We start from the raw sequence: 22,717 nt of genomic DNA on the forward strand, positions 1-22,717 counted from the left end.
GATCGAACGGGTGCCCAGCATCGCCGCCCGCTGGTCCGCGCCCACCCGGTCAACCCCGGGCAGGCCATGCAGGAAAGCTCGCAACGCCGTCTCCGAAGACGTCACGTCCGCGAGCGAGGTAGTCACAGTTGACACCATCACAGCATCGCCGACCACGCCCTAGAGCTCCAAACCGGACCGCCTTAGACCCCTGGCGCCCATGCCTAGGGCATGGCGTACGCGGCTCCGCGCCGGAGATAAGGCATCCACCCGATGTGGGAGGCGGGGCCTTAGCCCGAGTCTTAAAGGTGTCAGCAAGAAGCACGAAATTTCAGGAGACACCCCATGCACCACGAGCTTGAGTACGAGCTCATGAAGAGCACCATGCGAGAGCTGCGCAAGGCCGCCGCCGAGCACCGGCTCGTACGCGAGGCGGAGCAGGCCAACAAGGCCGAGCGCCGCTCGGTCTTCGGCAAGCGTCGTTCCTCATGACCACCCCACGAGAGCCCGGCCGCCACCTCCCTTGTGGCCGGGCCTCGATGCCTCCTTAAAGGCAGTCCCATAAAAGCGTCGAAAGTAATCGAACGGGCATGACATGCTGGATGACATGCGGGGACGTTCTGTCAGTCCTGTCTTCGTCGGGCGGGAAGAGGAGCTGGCGGCTCTGTCTGAAAGCTTCGACGAGGCACGAAAAGGCACGGTGACGTCCGTCCTGCTCGGCGGCGAGGCCGGGGTCGGCAAGACCAGGCTCGTCCAGCGTTTCGCCGAGCAGTGCCAGGCCGGCGGCGCGCACGTGCTGTTCGGCGGGTGCGTGGAGCTGTCCACGGAGGGCCTGGCCTACGCGCCGTTCACCGCCGCGCTCCGGCAGCTCGTCAGGGAGCAGGGACCGGCCGCCGTCGCCGGGCTGCTGCCGGACGGGGCCGAGCGCGATCTGGCCCGGCTGCTGCCCGAGTTCGGCGAGCCGAGCGGCGACGGTGAGACCGACACCGGTCGCGCCCGGCTCTTCGAACAGTTCCTCACCCTCCTCGAGCGCCTCGCCGCCGTCCGTCCCACCGTCCTCGTCATCGAGGACATCCACTGGGCCGACCGGTCCAGCCGCGACCTCATCGCCTTCCTCAGCCGCAACCTGCACGCCCCGCAGGTGCTGATCCTCATGACCTACCGCTCCGACGACCTGCACCGCCAGCACCCGCTCAGGCCGGTCCTCGCCGAGCTGGGCAGGGTCAACGGCGTGCACCGGCTCGACCTGCCCCGCCTGTCGAGGGACGAGGTCGCCCAGCAGATGGCCGGCATCCTCGGCGTGGTGCCTGAATACGCCAAGGTCCAGAAGGTCTACGAGAGCAGCGAGGGCATCCCGCTGTTCGTGGAGGCCATGCTGGAGGGCGGCGAGGACTGCACGTTCCCCGAGTCCCTGCAGGACCTCATTCTCAACTCCGTCGAGCGGCTGCCCGAGGAGACCCAGCGCGTGCTGCGCGTCGCCGCCGCCGGCGGCATCCGGGTCAGCCACAAGCTGCTGGCCGCCGTGAGCGGCCTGTCCGACGTCGAGCTGGAGACCGCGCTGCGCCCCGCCATCGCGGGCAACGTCCTGCAGATCGCCGACAACCGCGCGTACGTCTTCAGGCACTCCCTCATCCGCGAGGCCGTGCACGACGAGCTGCTGCCCGGCGAGCACCAGCGCCTGCACGCCAGGTTCGCCGAGGAGATCTCCAAGGACCGCGGGCTCGTCCCGCCCGGCCGCGCCGCCGTCGAGCTGGCACACCACTGGTACGGCGCCCGCAACGACACCTGGGCGCTGATCTCCGCGTGGGAGGCGGCGCAGAAGTCGTTCAAGGCGTTCGCCTACACCGAGGCCGTCCCGCTACTCGAACGCGTGCTCATGCTCTGGGACCGGGTGCCCGACGCGCCTGAGCTCATCGGGGCCGACCACACCGCCGTGCTGGAACGGGCCTCCGAGGCCGCGAACTCCGGCGGCGACGTGGACAAAGGCGCGAAGTTCGTCAAGGCCGCCCTGTCGCAGCTGGACGAGTCGAAGGAGCCGGTCCGCGTCGCGCAGCTCATCGTGCGGCGGGCCGCGTTCAAGAACTCCAAGGGCCAGCTCGGCGTCATCGAGGACCTCAGGCACGCGCTGCGGCTCGTGCCCGAGGACGGCCTCGACCGGGGCGACGTCGTCACGGTGCTGAGCCGCCATCTCATGCTGAGAGGCGAGATCGCGGAGGCGAACGAGCTGATCGCCGAGGGCCTGCACCTGGTAAGGGAGCACGGCGACCGTTGTCTCGAAGCCGACCTGCTGATGAACCGGGCGCTCGGCCACTCGCTCAACGGCGAGATCGAGTCCACCATCGCCCTCAACGAGCAGGCGCTGGCGATCGGCACGGCGGAGGGCTCGGGCCGCCTGATCACGAGGGCGATCGGCAACAACATCGACGCGCTGATCGACATGGGCCGCCACGAGGAGGCGCTGCGCCTGGCCCAGCACGGCTGGAAGCTGGCCAAGAAATACGGCAGGCTGCGCGGCAGCGGCCTGTTCATCAAGAACAACTGGGCCGAGGTGCTGGAGTCGCTCGGCCGCTGGGACGAGGCCATCGAGATCATCGAAGGCGCGCTCAGCCACGGCCCCGTCCTGCGCAACAGATACACCATGCTGCGCACGCGCGCCGACATCGCGCTGGCCAGGGGTGAGGTGCAGCTCGTCGAGGGCATCCTGTCCGAAGTCGGCGTGCTGAAGGACCGCCCGGAGGAGTTCGTCCAGGACATCATCAGCAACGCCCGCCTGCACATCGGCTGGCACCTGCTCCGGGGCGAGCCGGGGGCGGCGCTGGCCGTGGCCGAGCGGGTGCTGGCCCACCCGCAGTCGAGCAAGGCCATGCTGAGCTGGCGGCTGCTCGCCCTGCTCCGCGTGGTCTGCGACGCCACCGAGGCCATCGAGCCCGACAGGGCGGCGACGGTACGCGAGCACGCCGCCGAGGTGGCGGCCGAGCTGTCGGTCATCGGGCCGGTCGCAGAGGCGTACCGGCTGTCCTACAGCGGCGACTTCGACGCCGCGGCGGCGGCCTGGGAGCGGCTCAACCGCCCGCACAACCAGTCCAAGGCCCTGCTGCGGGCGGCCGCCGCGAGCGCCCGCGGGGGCGACCGCGAGGGGGCGGCGGCCCGGCTGAAAGTGGCGCTCCCGCTGGCCCAGGCCCTGCGCGCGACCCCGCTGATCGAGGAGATCGAGGCCCTGTCGCGCCGGGTGGGCGGGGTCCAGCCGGCACAGGAGCCCTCCGAGCTCCTGACGCCGCGCGAGCTCGAGGTGCTGCGGCTGGTGACGCAGGGCAGGACCAACCGGGACATCGCGGCCGAGCTGTTCATCTCGGCGAAGACAGTGAGCGTGCACGTGTCCAACATCCTGGGCAAGCTCGGCGTCACCACCCGGGGCGAGGCCGCCGCCGCAGCCCACCGGCTGTCCCTGCTGTCCTCTTAGGGCGCGCGCCTCAGCCGGCGACCCGGCTCAGACGAGCGCCTCGGCGAGCAGCACGACGCCGAACACCGCGAACGCCGCGGCGGCCCCGTACCGGATGATCTTCTCCGGCAGGTGCTTGCCCAGCAGCCGTCCCACCAGGATGGCCAGCGCGTCCGCCGCCACCATGCCGACGGTCGAGCCGATCCAGGTGCCGACCCAGCCGTGCTGCGTCGCCAGCGTGATGGTGGCCAGCATGGTCTTGTCGCCCAGCTCGCTCAGGAAGAACGCCACGGTCACCGCGACCAGGGCGTTCCTGGTGGTGCGCTGGGCCTTCTTCGCCTCGTCCTCGGTCAGCTCGTCACCGCGCAACGTCCACCCGGCGAACCCGAGAAAGGCCAGCCCCGCCACCACCGAGATGGCCGTCGTCGGCAACGCGTCCCCGATGAGGCCGCCCACGGCGACGCTGAGAAGGTGCACGACGGTCGTGGCGATCGTGATGCCCGCGAGCACGGGCCAGATCTTGAAACGGGTTGCGAACGTCATCGCCATGAGCTGGCTCTTGTCGCCCAGCTCGGCCACGAAAATGGCGGCGAGACTGATCCAGAAGGCTTCCAACGATCCCCTTCCGCGCGGCCGGGGCCGGAAGCGGGACCCGGGGAGTTTTCGGGCACGACTTCGGCCCGGCAGCGTCTTGTCAGATGGCTACCAGGCCGAAGGTCTCGTCCGCCCGTGAAGGCCCGCGTGACCGGGCGCGGGGAAGCGCCAGTGTGTCGATCACGCGATTGGGACTACTCCCCCTCGGTAATTCCAACCAACCATAACAGCCCGTGTCGGGCGCCTATTCCGCCAGGGAGCACCCGACCAGCACGGGCTCGTTGACCAGCGTGACCCCGAACTTCTCCCGCACCCCGTCCCTGACCTCCCTCGCCAGCGCGAGCAGGTCACCGGTGGTGGCGACGCCGTCGGGGTTGGTCAGCGCCAGGGTGTGCTTGGTGGAGATGCGTACCGGCCCGCGTTCGTACCCCTTCGGGTAGCCCGCCTGCTCGATCAGCCACGCGGCGGGCACCTTGACCGACCCGTCCGGCAGCTCCCAGCGCGGATGCCCAGGAGCGCGGGCCGCCAGCTCCTCCGCCTCCTCGGGCGGCAGGATGGGGTTGGTGAAGAACGAGCCGGCGCTGCGCGTGTCGGGATCGTCCGGGTCGAGCACCATGCCCTTGCCGCGCCGCAGCGCGAGCACGGCCTCTCGGGCCTGCGCGAGCGGCACCCGGCCGCCGACCTCCGTGGACAGCCTCTTTGCCAGCTCCTCGTACGCCACCGGGCCGGACCTCTCCGAAATCTCCAGCGCGTACGTCACCGCCAGCACCACATACCGCGCCAGGTCGCGCTTGAAGGCGCTGTCACGGTAGGAGAACTGGCACTGCCGCGCCTCCAGATCCACCACCTGCCGGGTGCGGCGATCATAAGCACGAACGCACCGGACGGTCTGGGACACTTCCTGGCCGTACGCGCCGACGTTCTGGATGGGTGCCGAGCCGACCAGCCCGGGGATCCCCGACATGCACTCGATGCCCGACCAGCCCTCGGCCACGGCGCGGGCGACCAGCGGGTCCCAGTTCTCCCCCGCCTCGACCGTGATCAGCACCTGCTCGCCGTCGCGCGAGACGGCCACGCCCTGGGTCGAGACCTTGATGACCAGCCCGTCGAACCCCTCGTCGGACACCACGACGTTGCTGCCCCCGCCGAGCACCAGGGTGGGCACCGCGTTCATGTCCGCCTCGGCCACCAGGGACACGAGGCGTTCCGCCGTATCCGCTTCGGCGAAGTCGCGGGCGGGGCCGCCAAGGCGCAGCGTGGTGTACGGCGCAAGCATCTCCATGGGCAACTAGCTTATGAGGTGCCCATTATGTGAAGCACGGCGTCGTAGTTGCGCCGGGACTCCCGTTCCTCGTAGTCGGCGTCGACGTCGTGTGCTCCCAGGCGCGCCACCGGCAGGGGCTCCTCGGGGACGACCAGCTCTCCGTGGAGGGCGAGCGAGAGCTCCAGATCGGCGTTCCTGCCGTAGTTGGCGTCCTCGGGCAACACCCCCAGCGCCGCGGACCGGCGTACGGCCATGAGCTCCCCGGTGAGCGCCCGCGCCCTGCCCGGCTCCGCCGCCTGCCGCCGGGCGCCCTCCGCGAGCTCCACGCCCCGCCGGGCGCCCTCGGCGAGCTCCACGCCCCGCCACCCGGCCGCCACAGCGCCCTCCGCGACGGCCGCGACCAGCGGGGTCAGCGCGTCGCCGCGCAGCACGATGTCCGTGTCCATCAGCACGTGGACTTCCGCCTCGTCGAGCCGCAGCAGCTTGGTACGGCACTCGCCCCAGGTCGCCGTGCCCCCTCGCCAGTGCGGCAGCTCAGTGACGTGCCACACGGCGATCCGGTCCGGATACCGGTCGGCCAGCTCGTCCAGCACGCCGCCGGAGCCCTCGATGTCGCCCAGGTCGAGAGCGAGCACCCGCGCGTTCGTGTGGTCGATGACCGACTGCACGCTCTTCCTGACGTCCACGGGCCAGCCGTCGACGAGCAGGCTCACGCTGACGGTGACGTCCTTGGTCTCCATGCGCTGACGTTCCAGGTCGATGCCGAGCGCGTCGAGACGGTTGGTGGCCAGCGTGCCGTCCCAGGTGCGCTGGGCGTGCACCATGGCCTCACCCGTGTCGCCCTGTTGGCTGGGGTCCCCGGAGAAGCCCAGCTCGGCGGCGGGATTGAGCCGAGCATGGGCACCTCTGGGCCGCACCCCCGCCGTCCCGACCCCGGTCGCCCCAGTGTTCTCTCCGGCCCCGGTCCCGGCGCTCGCGCCGCCCGCCGTGTCCCGCCCGGTGCCGGAGCTCCCCGCCACCTGCCCGGCCCGCAGGGGCCGCAGGTGCGCGGGCGGCTTGGCATCGGTCACGGCGGAGACCGGAATCGATCGAACCGTGGGCCAGACCTGTCGCGCAGCTTCCTTCATAAGCAAACGCGCTACCCGATACCCGCCCGGAATATCATCCCGGTCAGGACAGCTGGACCACCGCCCGGGCCTTGGACAACACCTCCGCGTCGCCCGACTTGGCGGTGAGCCCGATGACCACCTGCTTGTCCTCGAGCTTCTCCTCCACCACCCCGCTCACCGTGACGGTCGCCCCCTGGTCGTCATCGGGTACGACCACCATGGACGAGAACCGCACCCCGAAGTCCACGACCGCCCCAGGATCCCCGACCCAATCCGTGACGAACCGCCCGGCCTGCGCCATCGTGTACATCCCATGCGCGATCACGTCGGGCAGCCCCACCATCTTGGCGAACCGCTCGTTCCAGTGGATCTGGTTGAAGTCGCCCGAGGCCCCGGCATACATCACCAGGTTGAGCCGGCGCACGTTGTAGTCCACGGCCGGGATCTCCTGCCCGACCTCCACCTGGTCGTACTTCACCGTGGCAGTCATCTCAACCGGCCCCTCCACGCTCGACGATCGTGTTGTAGGTCACGCAGACCGGCTCGCCACCGACGGTCGTCACGTCGCTCCTGATCGTCAGCAGCTCGTTGCGCCCGGCTGTGCGGATGTCGGTGATCGTCGCGGTCATGACGAGCTCGTCCCCGGCGCACACCGGCCGCACGTACTCGAAGCGCTGCTCGCCGTGGACGACCATGGCGAGGTTCAGCCCGAGGTCGGGATCGACCAGCGCCTCGCCGCCGCTCTGCAGGCTGAACACGATGGGGAACGTGGGCGGCGCGATCACATCGGGGTACCCGGCGGCCTGGGCGGCCTCCTTGTCCCGGTAGAGCGGGTTGTTGTCACCGATCGCCGCCGCGAATTCCTTGATCTTCACCCGGCAGACCTCGTACGGGGCGCTGGGCGGATAGGTCCTGCCCACGAAGTCACGGTTCAAGGCCATCAGTGCTCCCTCGTATGTCTCCCACGAGCGCTGCTGAGGCCGACGGTAACAGAACAAGGTTCGGCTGTCGCCGCTGATTATCTTGATTTTGCCGATCTTCTCGCCCCACCCGATCACCCCCGCAGTGCGGCCGGGTCGTGAGGCGGCGGGACCCACATGCAGACACGACAAACCGGCGCCCCGTGGCAGGACGCCGGTTGTGCGATATGGGAGGCAAGCCGGGCGGAAGCCCTGCCCGGAGACCTAGCGGGTCTCGCGGTGCGCGCGGTGGCAGCGGCAGTTGGGGCAGTACTTCTTCAGCTCAAGCCGATCCGGGTCGTTACGCCGGTTCTTCCGCGTGATGTAGTTGCGGTGCTTGCACTCCTGGCAGGCCAGCGTGATCTTCGGCCTAACGTCGGTGGCAGCCACTTGGGAGTGCCTTTCTACGTTCGGGACATGGACACGCCCGTACCCAGGTCGGTCGACCTGGGGATGGGCAGTAGCGGAGGCCGGACTTGAACCGGCGACACAACGATTATGAGCCGTTTGCTCTGCCTGACTGAGCTACTCCGCCTTTGGGCCGGTAAGGATCCCAGCCCCGTAGAGGATACCCGACGCGGCGAGCACATTCGTAACTCGCCCGAACGGGTGGGGTGCTCCCAGTATGCCTCAGGAACCCCCGACAACCGAAATCCATTAACAGCCGGCGCCGTCCACCCCCGAACGGCCCGGATCACCTCAAGCCATGGCGAAGGTCAGCGTAGCAGCGAGCGGCGAGGGGCGCGAAACCCCAAGCGCCCGCACACGCGGGAGATCACAGGGCACCCGCACCAGGAGCGTGCTGTGATCCCGGCCATGACTACGGCGCCACTCTTCGATGAGCGAGCCATCGCGGAGAAGTCACAGAAACGGGAAACGCCCGACTCCGCGCTCCTGCGGGTCGGGCGTTCATCCTGATCAGTATGCGAGCCCCCAAACGGAATCGAACCGTTGACCTTCTCCTTACCATGGAGACGCTCTGCCGACTGAGCTATAGGGGCCTGTCCGGCGCTGCGGACAGGTGTAACCATACACGGCACTCACCGATGATGCGAACTCGTTCTGGCCTCCGCGCACTCCTCCGCCCGGCGCCGCACCGGCAACTCGATGACCTCGCACAGATCCGCCAGATCGACGTGCCCGGCGACCTCCGCGACAGAGGTGCAGTCGGCGACCACCCACCCGTGCCGGCGCACCCGCAGCACCTGCCGCCCGCCATGCACCAAGCCCACGACCTCGTATCCGTCGAGGCCGACCCATCGCCTTTCCATAGCGGCACAGAGTATCCGCCGGGTCTCTCAATTTTTGCCACGCCACACGCGTTACCGGCATACCAAATCGGTTCAGAGCCGATAGAAGCCCGCGAAGTCCTTCTTCCACGCGATGTCGTCGACGCGCACCACGGCACCGGTCTCGGGGGCGTCCATCATCTTCCCGCCACCGAGATAGATGCCTACATGGTGCGTTTTAACTCCCCTTTTGGTCATTTTCCCGAAGAAGACCAGATCCCCGGGCATGGCCGCCGAGACCCTGCGCATCCGCCGTACGTGATCATTGGTGTTCCCCGGCCCCAGCACATCCGACCCGTGCGCCAGCGCGTACACCCACCGCGCGAACCCCGAGCAGTCGAGCCCGCGCGTCCGCGCGGCCGAGCAGGGCCTGATCTTCCCCCGATAACCCTCGCAGGTCCCGGTCGACGGCCCCGGCTCCGCGCCATGGCCGCCGCCCCACGAGTACACGATCCCGCGCTGCTCGATCTGGTACGCGATCCGCACGATCTTCGCCGGCACGTGCCGCCCGAGTGGCACGGAGGCCGTGGCGCCCGCCAGGACCAGCACCGCCACCACGGCCGCCGATCGCCACCGCCTCATCCCGACCCCCGACAGCTCTCCACGGCTCCCAGGAATCCATCATGCCTTATGCCGATTTATGCCGATTTGGGGGTTTCATCCGGCCTTGAGGGTGAGCTTCACCGACCCCACCGTGACGTACATCCCGACCGTGCCCTTCGACCTGGACGGCTTGGTGGTGATCGTGAACGTCACCTTCTGCCCCCGCGCCAGCTCCCCGACCCGGCACAGCACCGCCGTACCGCTGAACTTGCACCCGGGCGCCTTCACCACGCGCTGCCCGCCGAACGTCCGCCCCGACACCTTCACGTCCTTGACGGGGTGCGGGCCCGTGTTCGAGACGGTCACCGTGTACGACTTCCTGTTCCTGGCCGCCCCTGAGACCGTGACCTCGGCCGGCGGGTTGGCCAACTCCTTCAGCCGGGACTCGGAGCCGTTGAACGAGTTCTGGCCGCCGGCCAGCGTGCCCTTGTCGGCCGACTGCCAGAACGTGTGCCTCTTCCAGCTCTTCGGCAGCCCGCCGGGATCGTCGCCCCAGCGGGCGATCCAGAGGGGGTTGGACTTGAGCTTGCCGGAGTTGCCCGTGCAGGTCTGCCACCAGCTCGTGGTGGTGTAGATGATCGCGTGGCGGCCGGTCGCCTCACGGTACTTCTTGGTGAAGTCCTTGATCCAGGTGACCATGTCCTCGGTGGACAGGTCATAGCAGTTGTTCTTGCCGTTCTTGTCCTTGTACGGGTTGTCCTCGATATCGAGCACTCCCGGGAGTGTTTGGCCGTCGCTGGTCCAGTTGCCGCCGTTCTGGAGGAAATAGTCGGCCTGGGCTGCCCCGTCGGATTCGTGCGGCTGCGCAAAGTGATATGCCCCCCGGACCAGCCCCGCGTTCGCGGCGCCGCCGTACTGCGCGTCAAAACGCGGGTTCCGGTAGTTCGTTCCCTCGGTGGCCTGGACGAACGCGAACTTCCCGCCCCGTGAGGCCACGCTTTCCCAGTCGACGTCGCCCGTCCAGTTACTGACGTCGACCCCGGGAACGCCATCGGCCGCCTCGGCGACCCCGCCCATCCCTAAGGCGGCAATTACCGCGAATAACCAAAGACGTTTCACGCGGCAGATCATTGCGGAGCCGCACACAGCGCCGCAAGTCCCGAAATATCCACTGCTTTCGACGTATCGACGCAATAGACCGCCCCGAGGCCCAACGGCCGTGCCCCTGCCACCCACTCATGCCACCGCTCGTCGCCGAGCTCGGCGTCGCCGTGTATCGCGTGCCGCACCCGCCGCTCGTACCGGCGCCTGGCCAGCTCGGGCGGCACCTCGCACCAGACCTCGCGCACCTCCGTCGCCGCCTGGACGCCGGCCCGCTCCAGCCCGGCGAGCACCACCGGCCGCAGCGGCGCCAGCCACGGGCTTTCCAGCACCGCGCCACGCCCGGCGCTCGCAAGCAGCGTCCACAGACTCTCCCCGGCGGCGGTGCCCAGCCGCCTGCTCCACTCCCGCTCCGCCACCCCGGGAGGCCGTTCGAGCATGTCGGCCAGCGTCTCCTTGAGGTCGTCCTTGCTGAAGACCGGCAGGCCGAGCGCCCGTCCCAGTTCCCGCGCGAGCGTGGTCTTGCCCGCCCCGGGCAACCCGTTCACCAGCACCACCAATCGGCACATGGCCCAGCATGGTGTCAGAAGCGGCCGAAAATCTTCCAGGCAACCGGAAAACCGCACCTCAGCCCCCTGAAATTCGCCGTCAGCGGCAACGGCGCGAGACGGCGTTTTCGCAGGTAGTGGCGGTTTATGAACGTCATGTTCGCGTTTGCCAAAGCGGATTTGGGCTGCGCAAACTTGGTTCGATCCTCAATCGCGCCCCCGACCAGGGGTTTCTTCGCCATGCCCGGAGGAGGGCGACCATGATCCATGCCCGGGGACTGACCCGAGTGTTCAAAGTCAAAAAGGAGCGGGTGGAAGCCGTACGCGGCATCGACCTGGACGTGGAGGAAGGCCAGCTGGTCGCCTTCCTCGGCCCGAACGGCGCGGGCAAGTCCACCACGCTGCGCATGCTCACCACCCTCCTGCCGCCCACCTCGGGCACCGCCACGGTGGCGGGTCACGACGTGGCCAAGCACCCGGCGGGCGTGCGCGCCCGTATCGGCTACGTGGGCCAGCGCAACAGTGCGGGAGAGAGCTTCCGCGTCCGCGACGAGCTCGTCACCCAGGGCCGCTGCTACGGCCTCACCGCCAAGCAGGCCGCAACTCGTGCCGACGAGCTGCTCGACCTGCTCGATCTCACGCCGCTGGCCCGGCGGGCGCCAGGCACGCTCTCGGGCGGCCAGCGCCGCCGCCTGGACATCGCGCTCGGCCTCATCCACCGGCCCGACCTGCTGTTCCTGGACGAGCCCTCGACCGGCCTCGATCCGAAGAGCCGTGCGGACATCTGGCAGCACATCCTCCGGCTGCGGAAGGCGTACGGGACGACTCTGGTTCTGACCACCCACTACCTGGAGGAAGCCGACAACATGGCCGAACGCGTGGTGATCATCGACAACGGCCGGATCATCGCGGACGGCACCGCCGAGCAGCTCAAGAACGACCTGGCCGGCGACCACATCACGATCACCACCAGCACGGAGGAGGAGGCGCGCAGGGCCGCCGGGATCGGCGGAGGCAGCGCGGAGGGCACGACCGTGCGCCTACGGGTCCCCAACGCGGCCGCGGCCCTCCCCGACCACCTCAGAACCCTGGACGGCTCCGGCATCAAGGTCATCACCGCTGAGACCGCCCGTCCGACCCTCGACGACGTGTTCCTCGCTCTTACCGGGAGAAGCCTCACCGATGACGACATTCCTGCGTGACACCGCCACCGTCTTCAGCCGCGAGTTCAGGCCGGTCGTGCGCGAGCCCGTCGGCCTGCTCTTCGAGATGGGGCAGCCGCTGCTGTTCCTGTTCCTGTTCGGGTCGCAGCTCGATGGGGCCGTCGGGTCGTCGTGGCAGTGGTTCGTGCCGGGGATCCTGGTCATGATGTGCCTGACGGGCCCCATGGGCGCCGGCTACACGCTGCTGGTCGAGCTGATCGGCGGCTCGATGGAACGCATGCTGGTCACCCCGCTCAACCGCACGGCGATGCTGGTGGGCCGCACCATGAAGGCCATGGTCGTGCTCCTGGCGCAAGCCGTGCTGATCGTGCTTCTGGCCCTCCCCCTGGGCTTCGACCTGCATGTGGCCGGCGTCCTGGCCGGCCTGGCCCAGCTGATCGTCTTCAGCGTCGGCCTGGGCGCGTTCTCGTTCGTCCTGGCCATCAAGTCGGCGCCCAGCGGCACGCTCTTCTACATCGTCAGCCAGTCGGTCCTCTTCCCGCTGCTGCTCCTGTCCGGGGTGCTGCTCCCCATGGAGACGGCCCCGGCCTGGCTACGCGGGCTCGGGTACGTCAACCCGGTCACGTACGTCGTCGACGCCCAGAGAGCACTCTTCGCCGGCAACCTGACAAGCCCCTCGATCCTCTACGGCACCGTCGCCGCCTGCGCGATAGCCGCGATCGGCCTGTATCTGGGCAACCGCGCCATGCGCCAGGGCGTCTGAGACCCTTGAGGGGTGACTCATCTGACGGTCCCCTGGATCCCCGTACGGCACCGGCTCGACGTGGTCCGCTCCCAGAAGCTCCCGCCCCTGGACAAGACCACGTCGGCGTTCGCCTTCGTCTCGGACCAGACCGGCAGAACCCTCATGACCTGCGTGGACAAGGAGGGCCGCGGCTGGGACATCCCCGGCGGCCACCTCGAACCCGGCGAAACGGCGAGCGAAGCCGCGGCCCGGGAGCTGTATGAAGAGACCGGCCTGCGCCTGCCCGTTTCCGCCCTGTCCCACTTCGCCTGGCAGCGCATCGAGCTCCTGGACGCCGCCCCCGCCGACTACCGTTACCCGCCTCTGACGTACATGGCGATGTTCAGGGTCCGTCTCCCCCACCCGGGCCCGCCGACCCGGCCACCGGCGGGCTCGGAGAGCAGCAGCGCGGCCTGGCTGCCGCCGTCCGAGATCAACCGGCTCTGCCCCGACCGCACCTGGCTGTCCCTCCTGGACGGAGCGGGCCCGCTCTAGAACCCGCCGCCCACCTGCTCACCGCCGAGCTCACCGTGCGCGAACCGGCCTACGTGGTGGCCGTGGCAGGAGGCGGGCTGGGCGGCATCGGCGCCCTCCCGGTAGCCGCTGGCCTGGGTGTCGAACAGGTGGGCGTACCGGTTGCCCATGGAGATGAGCTCCTGGTGTGTCCCCTGCTCGACGATCCGGCCGTCGCCGAGCACCACGATCAGGTCCGCGTCGCGGACCGCCCCGAGCCGGTGGGAGACCAGCAGGCTGGTGCGGCCCGCGCGGTGCTCCCGCAGCCGCCGATGGATCTCGTACTCGGCCTGCGCGTCCAGGCCGGAGCTGGGCTCGTCGAGGATGAGCAGGTCGCGGCGCTCGCGCACCAGCGCGCGGGCCAGGGCCAGGCGTTGCCACTGGCCTCCGGAGAGCATCACGCCGGCCTGCGGGTCGTCGTCCTCGGGGCCGAAGAAGATGCGGCTGAGCATGGTGTCGTAGCCCCGGGGCAGTGCCTTGACGGTTTCGTGCGCGCCCGCCATCTCGGCGGCGGCCTGGATCCTGGCGCGGTCGGACATAGCCTCGATCTCGCCCACGCCGATGTTCTCCGCCGCGGTCAGGTCGTAGCTCATGTAGTCCTGGAACAGCACGCCCATCCTGGCGCGCAGCTCGGCGGGTGGCACGTCGCGGATGTCGATGCCGTCCCAGAGGATCGCGCCGCGGGACGGATCGTAGAAGCGGCACAGCAGCTTGATCAGCGTGCTCTTGCCGGCTCCGTTGAGTCCCACCAGCGCGACGGAGGCGCCGTGGGGGATCGTCAGGTCCACCCCTCGCAGCACCCAGGGATGGCTCTCGTCGTACCTGAACCACACGTCGCGGAGCTCGATGCCGCGGCGCAGCGCGGGCAGCGCCGCCGGCTCCCCGGGCGTCGGCAGGTCGCCGGGCAGTGCCATCACCCGTTCGTGGTGGGCGAAGAGGAGCAGCGCCTGGCGTGCGTTCGCGGCGTTGTCCACGGTGGCGACCAGCGCGGACTGTGTCCCGGCCACGGCGGCGGCGAAAGCGGTCACGTCGCCGAGAGTGAGCCGGCCGGCCAGGGCTGAGTACACCGCCCAGAGCAGCCCGGCGCCGCTGACCGCGGCGGAGAGCGCCGCGAGCGCCGACTGCGTGAACGCCTCCCGCCGGTCCAGCCGCCGCTCTCCTGCCTGCACGACGGCCAGCTCGCCGAGTATCCGGCGCTTGAGGAAGTCGCCGAGCCCGAAGAGCCGGACCTCCTTGGCGGCCTCCACATCGGTGATCAGGGAGGAGTAGAAGATCTGCCGCCGAGCCGCTGCGGACTGCCCGGCGATCATCTTGATCCGCCGCTTCTCCAGGGACATCCGCGCCGCGAGGATGGGCAGCGCCGCGAGCGCCACCAGGCCCGCCATGAGCGGGCTCAGCACGGCGAGGGCGACGAGGAGCCCGGCGAGGGAGATGACGTTGCGTCCGAGGTCGAACAGGCCCGAGGTGATCGGCCCCATCGCGTTGCCCGTCGCCTGCGCGGCCATGCGCAGTTCGTCGAGGAACACCGGGTTCTCGAACCGGGACAGGCCGTGGAACTCGTTCACCCGCGCGTACAGGCGTTCCTGCAGCAACAGGTCCAGCCGGCGGTCCGACTCGGCCCGCAGGTAGCCGGTCAGGTGCGGCAGCACCCCCGCGACCAGCCCCAGCACGACGAGTCCTGCGACCGGCGGCAGCACGCGTTCCGGCTGGCCCGTCGTCAGCCCGTCGACCAGCATCTTGGTCGCCCACACGGTGCCCGTGGGCAGCAGGCCGGACAGAACCGTGGCCCCCAGCTGGGACGCCGCCAGCACCGGCCCGGCCTGCCAGCACAGCAGCGCCAGGGTCGCGGCGCGCCGCAGCGGGCCGCGCTCGGCGTCCGGGGGCTCGGTCACGTCGCCGGCACCACGGCGGCGAGGTCGTCCAGATCCGTGTCGGCGGCCACGATCCTGCCGTCCTGGTCGGCCCTCAGGAACGTCGGGAACGCCTGGATGCCGAGAGCGTGCACGATGCGGAGCGCGTCATCGCCCGTGACGACGCCCGCCACGCCGCCCAGCACTTCGATCAGGTCGCCGGCCTCATCTGCGTCGCCGGCGATGACCGCCAGGGCGGTCTGGTCCTTGGCCTCCACCGCGAACTGCGGCGCGCGTTCGTGACAGGTGTCGCAGCTGACGTCGAAGAACCCCACGAGCCGCGGCCCGGCCATGTCCTGCGGGAGCGTGCGCCCGACCAGCACGCCGGGATCGTACGGCATGAGCGTCGTCGACGTCCCCGCGAGGCGCTGCAGCTCGGCTGTGTGCTCACGGAGCCGGCGCAGCACGGCCAGCGTGAGCACCAGGTCGAACAGGCACAGCATGCCGACCAGCACGACAGCGGCGATCAGAAAAGGCATCGGACAACCCCTATTCAGGCGGTGAACAGCTCCAACAGGTCGTCGAGGCGCACCACGAGCAGAGCGCCCACGGCGGCGGCGACGAGCGCGAGCGCGACACCGGCCGGATGCGCCGGGGACGCACCAGCTACGGCCCAGGCGGCGAGCCCGATGCCGCCGGCCGTCAACAGGACGAGATTGCGGATCACGTGTGGCCGGCCGAGCGGCGTGACGGACGCGCCGAAGCACCGGCATGGCGCCTGCCGCCCCCGGCGCAGGGCGGCGAGGATGCCGCCGGTCAGTACGGCGAGCGTCCCCACGGCGGCCGCGAACCCCAGCGGTGCGGTCCACGGGAGCGCCAGCAGGACGACCGCCGCGGCCTCCGCCGCCACCAGGGCGTGCGCGGCCATGGCGGACACGGTTCGCGGCAGGATCCCGAGGACCACGATCGAGGACACGTACTCGTCGTACGCCGACCGGCCGCGGACCTTCCCCGCGATCGCGACCGCGAAGACGGCGGCCAGCAGCGCCCGGCACGTGATCATGAGATACAGCACGTCGTCACCCTCGTGTTCGGGGGCCGGCGGCGGCGGTGGACGCCCGCCGCCGGCTCGCGTGTGCTACCTAGCCACCGCAGATTCTGAACGCGTAGCAGGACCCGCAGCGGGTCGTGCCGCCGGCGGTCGTGCAGATCTTCCTGAAGTCGGAACGCTCCCTGCAGTAGCAGTGCACGTACCACTCGGCGGCCGCCTTGGCGGACGCCTTCGGCACCAGCCGGTCGAGAATCCTGTCGCCGAGCTTGCCCAAGACAGCAGTCATGTTCGCTCCTTGTGTAGCGATGCGGTCAGGCCGAAACGCTATTCGGGGGAGATACAGCGGCCGATACAGCCGCTCTATACCTGGGCGGTGAGCAGCCTCTCCAGCACCGGATCCCGCCGCATCGCCGGATCCGCGAAGAGCTCCTCGGCCCTTCGGGCGTCCTCCGCGGCACGCGGATCGCCCGACGCCGCGCGGGCCCTGGCGAGCTGGCGGGTGCAGGCGGCGTAGCCGTACGCGTCACCGATCTGGGCGGTCAGCTCCATGGCCCTGGCCAGGTCGGCTTCGGCCGCGGCGGGGACACCGCACCGCAGCCGGATCTCGGACCTGCTGAGCAGCACCTCCCACTCGTCCTCCCTGTTGCCGGTCTGCTCGCAGCGGGCCAGCGCCTCATCCAGCGCGGCCAGCGCCTTGTCCCGGTGGTCGAGCAGGCAGTAGGCACGGCCGAGTGCCGCCAGTGTGATGCTCTCGCCGGCCAGGTCGCGATCGGCCTTGCGGACCGTCAGGCACCGTTCGAAGCGATCGGCCGCCTCGGTGTACCTGCCCAGCTGGAGCAGGACCTCGCCCAGGTTGTGGCTGACCAGTCCGACGCGTTTCGACCCGTGCGCCTTGAGCAGCCGCAGGCTCGCGCTGATATGGCCGAGTGCCGCGCTGAGATCGCCGGTCTGCATGCGCAGCCAGCCGAGGTTGTGCAGCGCCATGCCTTCCTCCTCGCGGTCGCCCAGGTCGCGCCAGAGCTCGGGAGCCCGCCGCAGCAGGCTGTCGGCCTCCTGGACCTGGCCGGCCCGCCATTCCAGGAGCCCCAGTGTCGCGAGCGTGGCCGCCTCCGCGGCGCGGTCGCCGTCGCGCCGCGCCACCTCGATGGCGAGCCGCGCGATGGTCTCGAGCTCGCGCCAGTAGCCGCTCTTCATCGCCATGGCCTTGACCAGGGTCATCAGCTCGATGGCGAAGCGCGCCACGTCAGGTTCACCGCGCGCGGCCTGGACGGCGGCCGCGACCAGGCACCGCAGCTCCACATCCAGCCATCGCACCGCCGCGGCGGGGTCGCGCAGGACCAGGCCGGGGTCGCGCCGGCTCTGCCTGTTCTCGCCGCCGGGTCTCAGGTGCGGCTGCAGCAGATCGCGCATCTGACGGCAGAGGCCGAGGTACCAGTCCAGGGCCCGCCCCACGGCCAGGGCCAGTTCCTTCGGCGGATCATGGGCGGCGGCCAGCTCCGCCGCGAAGAGCCGCAGCAGGTCGTGCATGCGGAACCGGCTCTTGCCGACCGGCTCGATCAGGCGCGCCTCGACCAGCTCGTCGAGCGCCGCCTCTGCGGCCTTCTGGTCGGCGTCGACCAGCGCTGCGGTCAGCTCGACGCCCACCTCCGGCACCTCCAGCACGCCGAACAGGCGGAAGGCGGTCCTCGCGGTGCTCGTCAGGGTCGCGTAGCCGACCTCGAAGCAGGAGCGGAGGCGCAGGTCGGCCGCCTGCAGCTCGTCCAGCCGCCGCTGCTGGTTGCCCAGGCGCTCGTTGAAGCTCGCGAGCGACCAGTCCGGCCGGCCCGCGAGGCGGGCGCCGGCGATGCGTAACGCAAGCGGATGGCGGCAGCACCAGCGCGCGATCTCGGCCGCCGCCTCCGCCTCGGCGGCCACTCGCCCCTGCCCGGCCAGCAACGCCAGCATCCGCACCGACTGCTCCTCGTCGAGCAGCTCCACGGCGATCGGTACGGCGTCCAGCGTGGTGAGCGCCGTCCGGCTGGTGACCAGCGCCGCGCAGCCGCCGCCCGCCGGCAGCAAGGGGGCCACCTGGGCGGCGCCGACGGCGTTGTCGAGTACCACCAGGACGCGCCGGTCCGCCAGCAGCGACTGGTAGAGGGCGGCCGCCTCCGCCGGCGCCGCGGGAACCTCGCCTGGAGGCACCCCGAGAGCGCGCAGGAATCGGCCGAGCACCTCGGCGGAGCGCAACGGCGACAGGCCCGGCGTCGACCCCTGCAGGTCGACGTAGAGGTGGCCGTCGGGGTACCGGTCGGCCACCCGGTAGGCCGCCTTCAAGGCGAGCGTCGACTTGCCGACCCCGCCGGGGCCGTGCAGTGCCAGCACGGGCGGCCCCGCATCGGCGTTCAGCACGGTGTGGATCCGGGCGAGTTCGGCCGAGCGGCCCACGAACACGGTCGGCGCCCGTGGAAGCTGACGTGGCCGGGGCCGCCCGTCGTCGACGGGTTCCTCCGACAGGAGGGTGGAGTCCCTGCGCAGGATCGACTGCTGCAATCTACGCAGGTCGGGGCCCGGGTCGATGCCCAGCTCGTCGGCGAGGACACGGCGGGCCGCCCCGAACGCGTCCAGCGCGCCGACCACGTCGCCGCTCTGGTACAGGGCCACCATGAGCTGGCCGTACAGCCGCTCGCGCAGCGGGTACTGCCCGATCACCTCGCGCAGCCGGGAGGCCACGGTCGCGTACCTGCCGAGGGCGAGCTGGATCTCCGCGTGCTCCTCCACCACGCTCAGGTAGTGGTCGCTGAGGCGGGCGACCACCTCCCGCAGGGTCGGCCCCAGCGGCACGTCCTCGGCCGGCATCCCCTGCCACAGCGCGAGAGCCCGGGTGTAGGCGTCCAGAGCGGCACTGAGATCGCGCCTGGCCAGCGCCTGGCGACCGTGCGCGGACAGCGCCTCGAACTGGAAGAGATCGAACTCCTCGGGCTCGACCCGCAACAGGTAACCGGCGTCCGAAGTGACCAGGCGCTCGACGGCCGGGTCCGCGGCGGGGGGCACCAGCTTGCGCAGCCGCATGAGGTAGGTACGCAAGTTCGCCACGGCGGAGCGGGGCGGCTGGTCGTCCCAGACCTCCGCCACCAGTGACCGGATCGGGACGACGTGGCCTGCCCGGGCGAGCAGCATGGCGAGCACGGTTCGTTGCTTGGGCGCTGTGATCGGCGCCGGCGAGCCGCCGTCCTCGACCCGCAGCGGCCCGAGAAGCCGGAACTTCATGTCGCGCCGCCTACAGGGCCGACCCGCCCAACCGTCGCAGCGCGACCCCGAGCAGGCGATCGGCCTCGAAGAAGCCGCGCTGCCGCGAGTCGACACTGTCGGGGTTGTCGCCGTAGACCACCAGCGCACCCGCGGGCACGCGGTCCCCATCTGCGTCGATCCCCGGCGGCACCGGGTCTCCCGGCAGGGCGACGGCCCGCTTGATGTTCCAGTGCCGGCCGTCCGCCCCGGGCGGTCCGGGCATGAACTGCCCGGCGGGATCCAGCGGCGGCTCGAGCACCACGACATCGCCTCTGGACACCTGGTCGATCTGGCGCCGCCGGACGAGCACCCGGTCGCCGTCGTTGAGTGTCGGGGCCATGCTCATTCCCTCCACGGTGACCACCACGTAGCGCCGACGGGCCACCAAGGCGCCGGCCGCCGCCACGACGACACCGGCGAGCAACCCCATGCTGATCAGCTTCATCCGCTCTTCCACCGCCGACCCCCAGGGAAGGTGATCTTTAACAGGTAAAGATCTCCGCTGGCTCTCGCGGCTGTCAACCAAGCTCGGTCGTAGGGAATGGCCTCAATCGTCACGATCGTGACGCGGTACCTGAGTTGAGTGCCCGCCGGGAGGCAGCGCGTACAGTCTGTCCCATGGGACCCGTACTCGTCTTCGACGGAGACTGTGGATTCTGCACGATGTGCGTCCGGTTCATCCAGCGGCGTATGCGGACCCGGGCGCGGATCACGGCCTGGCAGTTCGCCGACCTCGCCGAACTCGGCGTGACGCGTGAGCGCGCCCAGTACGAGCTGCTGTGGATCTCCGAACGCGGCGTGTACGGCGGCGCCCAGGCGGTGGCCAAGCTGCTGATCGACGCCGGGTTGCCGTGGAGCCCGCTGGGACTGGTCCTGCGGCTGCCGCCGATGCGCTGGCTAGGGCACGGGCTCTACCGGCTCACCGCGAACAACCGGAGCCGCCTGCCCGGCGGCACCCCGGCGTGCGCGCTTCCCAGCGATGGGCAGACGCTCCAGCGGTAGGAACGCGGCCAGGCAGATCACGTGCGGCAGGAAGTGGATCGTGATCACCGCCCACGTCATCAGGTGGAAGCCGAGGAAGAAGGCCACACCCGTGTACAGCGCGCGGCCACGCACGAACAACACGACCGGCGAGACCGTCTCGGCAAGCAGGACGAGCCACTGGCCGATGAGGAGCGCGCCTGGGATGTCCGCCACGAAGTGACCGAAGAACGTGCCACGGCGGGCGATCGCCCATTGGAAGGTGGCGCCGTTCGGCCACTCCCATCCGCCGTGGCGGATCTTCGCGTACGCGGACAGGAAATAGGTGGCCACGACCGCGATCTGCACGCAGCGCACCGCCCACCCTGCCGCCTCCTCGCTGGTCCGGCCCACCGTGGGCAGCACGAAGAGGGCCACGATCAGTGCGAGGTGGTCGTGGTCGACCTTGCCGTACGACATGGCGAGCATGGCCCACTGCAGATAGCCGAGCGCCGCCACGAACCCCGCCGCGCGGGGCAGCCGGCCGGTCGCCGCGATCAGTGCCGCGACGACGACGATCGCGAACAGCGGGTAGACCAGCGCCTGGGTCGCCCCCGGTAAGTGGAGCAGACGCGCCAGGAGGACCGGCTGATAGACGGACGTGGCCTGCGTGTGCCCCCACACGCTGCCGGTGAACAACAGCATGTCCAGGGGCAGGAACAGATAGACGATGACCCGGAGGACGTCGATCCGCCGCAGGGGGATCGGGGGAAACCACCAACGCTTCAGCGCACCGACCATGACACCCTCACAACGTTGCGGGTCCACGCCGGGCGCCGGTCCCTCAGCGTGATCACCTTGGTGATGACATGAAGTTTCGTCAGACGCGGAGCCTTCGGGTGGAGCCGGGCATATGCCTCGGCCATTTCCTGAAGTAGCGCCGGATTGTTGATATATCGGGTCAGCTGGCCCTCTAGTTCGGCGCGGCGGATGCCGACGTATGACGGCTCGATGGGAACCTCGAACCTCGCGCCCGCCGCGGTCTCCGCCTCCATGAAGAGCGATTTGATCTCCCCATCAGGCGGAATACTGAAGGCATATTGCACCATAGGCCCAAATGGGAACAGATCGTCATCGCCTGCGACCGTTCCGTAGCCGAGCGCGACGAGCACAGTTCCCGCCGCGATTAACCGCCCCGCCTTACTTCCCCTTGAAAGTGTTGCCCCCATGCGCCGCAAAGCTAGCAGAACGAAAGCCCTGATTGCCGCCAATCCGTATATATCACCATAGAGGGGCCTATGGCCTATCCGCTCCATAAGCGGACAAACCGCAATCAAAGAACATTAATCCCAAGAAGGCGCATATTCCACGGCCGCGCCGGCGCCGCTCGAGACACGATCCTTCGTTGAGCGTCGAAGTATTTCCCGTCTAGCGTCGGCCCTGGGGCACCCCGCCCTTGTCGTTGGGGGTGCTGTAGAACTTGTCGGGGCACTGGCCCGATTCGGGAGGAAGGGGCGAACGTGACAGTGTGGGAGATGCTGGCCGTCTTCGCGGCGGGCGTCGGCGCGGGCGCCGTCAACACCGTTGTCGGCTCCGGCACCCTCATCACCTTCCCCGTTCTGCTCGCCGTCGGCCTCCCACCGGTGACCGCCGTGGTCTCCAACGCCCTCGGCGTCATTCCCGGCTCCATCAGCGGCGCCATCGGCTACCGGCGAGAACTCCGTGGCCAGCGCCGGCTCATCCTGAGACTGGGCCTCGCCGCCCTGATCGGCGGCCTCGCGGGCGCCGTGCTCCTGGTGACGCTGCCTGCCAATGCGTTCGACAAGATCGTGCCCGCCCTGGTGGGCCTCGCCCTCGTCCTGGTGCTCCTGCAACCGCTCCTCAGCAGGAAGCTGCGTGACCGCCGCCGCGACACGACCAGCGGTCCGGCCCGCCACGACGGCGGCCCCCTGCTCTTTGCCGGCCTCATGCTCGCCAGCGTCTACGGCGGCTACTTCGCCGCCGCTCAAGGGATCATCTACGTGTCCCTGATGGGCCTTCTCCTCGACGAGACCCTGCAACGCCTCAATGCGATCAAGAACGTCCTCGCCGCCGTGGTCAACGCCGTCGCCGCGATCTTCTTCCTGTTCGTCGCGCACTACGACTGGACCGCCGTCGCGCTCATCGCGGCCGGCTCCGCCCTGGGCGGCCATGCCGGAGCCGCGCTCGGCCGTCGCTTCAGTCCCGCGGCCCTACGCGCCCTCATCGTGACGGTCGGCGGCCTCGCCATCATTCATCTGCTCGTCCGCTGAGCCGGCCCACACC

26 protein-coding genes, 2 tRNA genes and 1 pseudogene are annotated in these 22,717 nt (G+C 69.9%); 7 read left to right on the forward strand and 22 right to left on the reverse strand.

The features are described from left to right. Nucleotides 1-138 (reverse strand): annotated as a pseudogene (locus ABN273_RS31705) (deoxyribose-phosphate aldolase); the annotation flags it as partial. A 186-nt stretch (nt 139-324) separates the two neighbouring features. On the opposite strand from ABN273_RS31705, the gene ABN273_RS31710 reads away from it, so the two are divergent. Both ABN273_RS31710 and ABN273_RS31715 read left to right on the forward strand, forming a co-directional pair. Continuing rightward, entirely contained in the window at nt 325-471 is a 147-nt protein-coding gene (locus ABN273_RS31710; protein ID WP_349452743.1) for a hypothetical protein, read from the forward strand. A 115-nt stretch (nt 472-586) separates the two neighbouring features. Then, entirely contained in the window at nt 587-3,439 is a 2,853-nt protein-coding gene (locus ABN273_RS31715) for an ATP-binding protein (protein ID WP_349452744.1), read from the forward strand. 27 nt (nt 3,440-3,466) lie between these two features. On the opposite strand, the gene ABN273_RS31720 is transcribed toward ABN273_RS31715, so the two are convergent. The 13 genes from ABN273_RS31720 to ABN273_RS31780 form a co-directional block, all read right to left on the reverse strand. After that, the gene (locus tag ABN273_RS31720; RefSeq protein WP_349452745.1) at nt 3,467-4,033 is read right to left on the reverse strand and encodes a TMEM165/GDT1 family protein; all 567 of its coding nucleotides are present in this window, start codon (nt 4,031-4,033) and stop codon (nt 3,467-3,469) included. 223 nt (nt 4,034-4,256) lie between these two features. Beyond that, entirely contained in the window at nt 4,257-5,294 is a 1,038-nt protein-coding gene (locus ABN273_RS31725) for a UDP-N-acetylmuramate dehydrogenase (protein WP_349452746.1), read from the reverse strand. An 11-nt stretch (nt 5,295-5,305) separates the two neighbouring features. Continuing rightward, nucleotides 5,306-6,346, reverse strand: a complete 1,041-nt coding sequence (locus ABN273_RS31730) for a hypothetical protein (RefSeq protein ID WP_349452747.1) — start codon at nt 6,344-6,346, stop codon at nt 5,306-5,308. Between the two features lie 100 nt (nt 6,347-6,446). Then, nucleotides 6,447-6,875, reverse strand: coding sequence for a MaoC family dehydratase (locus ABN273_RS31735; protein WP_349452748.1), 429 nt, complete (start codon nt 6,873-6,875; stop codon nt 6,447-6,449). Between the two features lies 1 nt (nt 6,876). Beyond that, nucleotides 6,877-7,326 carry a MaoC family dehydratase N-terminal domain-containing protein gene (locus tag ABN273_RS31740; RefSeq protein ID WP_349452749.1) on the reverse strand — a complete coding sequence of 150 codons (450 nt, stop codon included), beginning with the start codon at nt 7,324-7,326 and terminating at the stop codon, nt 6,877-6,879. 243 nt (nt 7,327-7,569) lie between these two features. Further along, complete coding sequence (gene rpmG / locus ABN273_RS31745) at nt 7,570-7,734, reverse strand: 50S ribosomal protein L33 (RefSeq protein ID WP_019632658.1); 165 nt, start codon at nt 7,732-7,734, stop codon at nt 7,570-7,572. Between the two features lie 71 nt (nt 7,735-7,805). After that, a tRNA-Met gene (locus ABN273_RS31750) sits at nt 7,806-7,879 on the reverse strand. Nucleotides 7,880-8,272: 393 nt separating this feature from the next. Then, a tRNA-Thr gene (locus ABN273_RS31755) sits at nt 8,273-8,345 on the reverse strand. 39 nt (nt 8,346-8,384) lie between these two features. Beyond that, nucleotides 8,385-8,615, reverse strand: coding sequence for a transposase (locus tag ABN273_RS31760; RefSeq protein ID WP_349452750.1), 231 nt, complete (start codon nt 8,613-8,615; stop codon nt 8,385-8,387). A gap of 72 nt (nt 8,616-8,687) precedes the next feature. Further along, entirely contained in the window at nt 8,688-9,215 is a 528-nt protein-coding gene (locus ABN273_RS31765) for a C40 family peptidase (RefSeq protein ID WP_349452751.1), read from the reverse strand. Between the two features lie 75 nt (nt 9,216-9,290). After that, nucleotides 9,291-10,253: a GH25 family lysozyme gene (locus ABN273_RS31770; protein ID WP_349452752.1), complete on the reverse strand. Its 963-nt coding sequence runs from the start codon at nt 10,251-10,253 to the stop codon at nt 9,291-9,293. Nucleotides 10,254-10,303: 50 nt separating this feature from the next. Continuing rightward, nucleotides 10,304-10,846 (reverse strand): P-loop nucleotide/nucleoside kinase family protein, encoded by a 543-nt coding sequence (locus ABN273_RS31775; RefSeq protein ID WP_349452753.1) that lies wholly within the window; start codon nt 10,844-10,846, stop codon nt 10,304-10,306. Nucleotides 10,847-10,860: 14 nt separating this feature from the next. Then, a complete protein-coding gene (locus ABN273_RS31780) occupies nt 10,861-11,067 on the reverse strand; it encodes a hypothetical protein (RefSeq protein WP_349452754.1) in 207 nt (68 codons plus the stop codon). Between the two features lie 18 nt (nt 11,068-11,085). Between ABN273_RS31780 and ABN273_RS31785 the strand changes: the two genes are divergently transcribed. The 3 genes from ABN273_RS31785 to ABN273_RS31795 are packed head-to-tail and all read left to right on the forward strand — an operon-like array spanning nt 11,086 to nt 13,267. After that, nucleotides 11,086-12,027 carry an ATP-binding cassette domain-containing protein gene (locus tag ABN273_RS31785; RefSeq protein WP_349452755.1) on the forward strand — a complete coding sequence of 314 codons (942 nt, stop codon included), beginning with the start codon at nt 11,086-11,088 and terminating at the stop codon, nt 12,025-12,027. After that, nucleotides 12,008-12,751, forward strand: coding sequence for an ABC transporter permease (locus ABN273_RS31790; protein ID WP_349452756.1), 744 nt, complete (start codon nt 12,008-12,010; stop codon nt 12,749-12,751). Before ABN273_RS31785 ends, ABN273_RS31790 begins: the two co-directional genes overlap by 20 nt. Before the next feature lie 12 nt (nt 12,752-12,763). Continuing rightward, nucleotides 12,764-13,267: an NUDIX hydrolase gene (locus tag ABN273_RS31795; RefSeq protein ID WP_349452757.1), complete on the forward strand. Its 504-nt coding sequence runs from the start codon at nt 12,764-12,766 to the stop codon at nt 13,265-13,267. Here ABN273_RS31795 and ABN273_RS31800 read toward each other — a convergent pair. The 6 genes from ABN273_RS31800 to lepB form a co-directional block, all read right to left on the reverse strand. Further along, the gene (locus tag ABN273_RS31800; RefSeq protein ID WP_349452758.1) at nt 13,264-15,177 is read right to left on the reverse strand and encodes an ABC transporter ATP-binding protein; all 1,914 of its coding nucleotides are present in this window, start codon (nt 15,175-15,177) and stop codon (nt 13,264-13,266) included. The two genes, ABN273_RS31795 and ABN273_RS31800, sit on opposite strands and share 4 nt — an antisense overlap. Continuing rightward, the gene (locus ABN273_RS31805) at nt 15,174-15,674 is read right to left on the reverse strand and encodes a hypothetical protein (RefSeq protein ID WP_349452759.1); all 501 of its coding nucleotides are present in this window, start codon (nt 15,672-15,674) and stop codon (nt 15,174-15,176) included. The genes ABN273_RS31800 and ABN273_RS31805 overlap by 4 nt, the downstream gene beginning before the upstream one ends. 14 nt (nt 15,675-15,688) lie before the next feature. Continuing rightward, complete coding sequence (locus ABN273_RS31810) at nt 15,689-16,210, reverse strand: MauE/DoxX family redox-associated membrane protein (RefSeq protein ID WP_349452760.1); 522 nt, start codon at nt 16,208-16,210, stop codon at nt 15,689-15,691. A gap of 67 nt (nt 16,211-16,277) precedes the next feature. After that, the gene (locus tag ABN273_RS31815) at nt 16,278-16,472 is read right to left on the reverse strand and encodes a hypothetical protein (RefSeq protein ID WP_349452761.1); all 195 of its coding nucleotides are present in this window, start codon (nt 16,470-16,472) and stop codon (nt 16,278-16,280) included. A 74-nt stretch (nt 16,473-16,546) separates the two neighbouring features. Next, a complete protein-coding gene (locus ABN273_RS31820) occupies nt 16,547-19,432 on the reverse strand; it encodes an AfsR/SARP family transcriptional regulator (protein WP_349452762.1) in 2,886 nt (961 codons plus the stop codon). Between the two features lie 10 nt (nt 19,433-19,442). Continuing rightward, on the reverse strand, nt 19,443-19,898 hold the full coding sequence (lepB, locus tag ABN273_RS31825) for a signal peptidase I (protein ID WP_349452763.1): 456 nt from the start codon (nt 19,896-19,898) through the stop codon (nt 19,443-19,445). Nucleotides 19,899-20,071: 173 nt separating this feature from the next. Here lepB and ABN273_RS31830 point away from each other — a divergent pair, with 173 nt between their 5' ends. Further along, complete coding sequence (locus ABN273_RS31830) at nt 20,072-20,455, forward strand: thiol-disulfide oxidoreductase DCC family protein (RefSeq protein WP_349452764.1); 384 nt, start codon at nt 20,072-20,074, stop codon at nt 20,453-20,455. Here ABN273_RS31830 and ABN273_RS31835 read toward each other — a convergent pair. After that, entirely contained in the window at nt 20,351-21,214 is an 864-nt protein-coding gene (locus ABN273_RS31835) for an HTTM domain-containing protein (protein WP_349452765.1), read from the reverse strand. The genes ABN273_RS31830 and ABN273_RS31835 overlap by 105 nt on opposite strands. Then, the gene (locus ABN273_RS31840) at nt 21,199-21,585 is read right to left on the reverse strand and encodes a hypothetical protein (protein ID WP_349452766.1); all 387 of its coding nucleotides are present in this window, start codon (nt 21,583-21,585) and stop codon (nt 21,199-21,201) included. Before ABN273_RS31840 ends, ABN273_RS31835 begins: the two co-directional genes overlap by 16 nt. Nucleotides 21,586-21,933: 348 nt before the next feature. Here ABN273_RS31840 and ABN273_RS31845 point away from each other — a divergent pair, with 348 nt between their 5' ends. Next, entirely contained in the window at nt 21,934-22,704 is a 771-nt protein-coding gene (locus ABN273_RS31845) for a sulfite exporter TauE/SafE family protein (protein WP_349452767.1), read from the forward strand. Nucleotides 22,705-22,717: the final 13 nt, after the last annotated feature.

Origin of the sequence: Nonomuraea sp. B19D2 (assembly GCF_040137845.1) — a bacterium.
Classification (GTDB): Bacteria; Actinomycetota; Actinomycetes; order Streptosporangiales; family Streptosporangiaceae; genus Nonomuraea.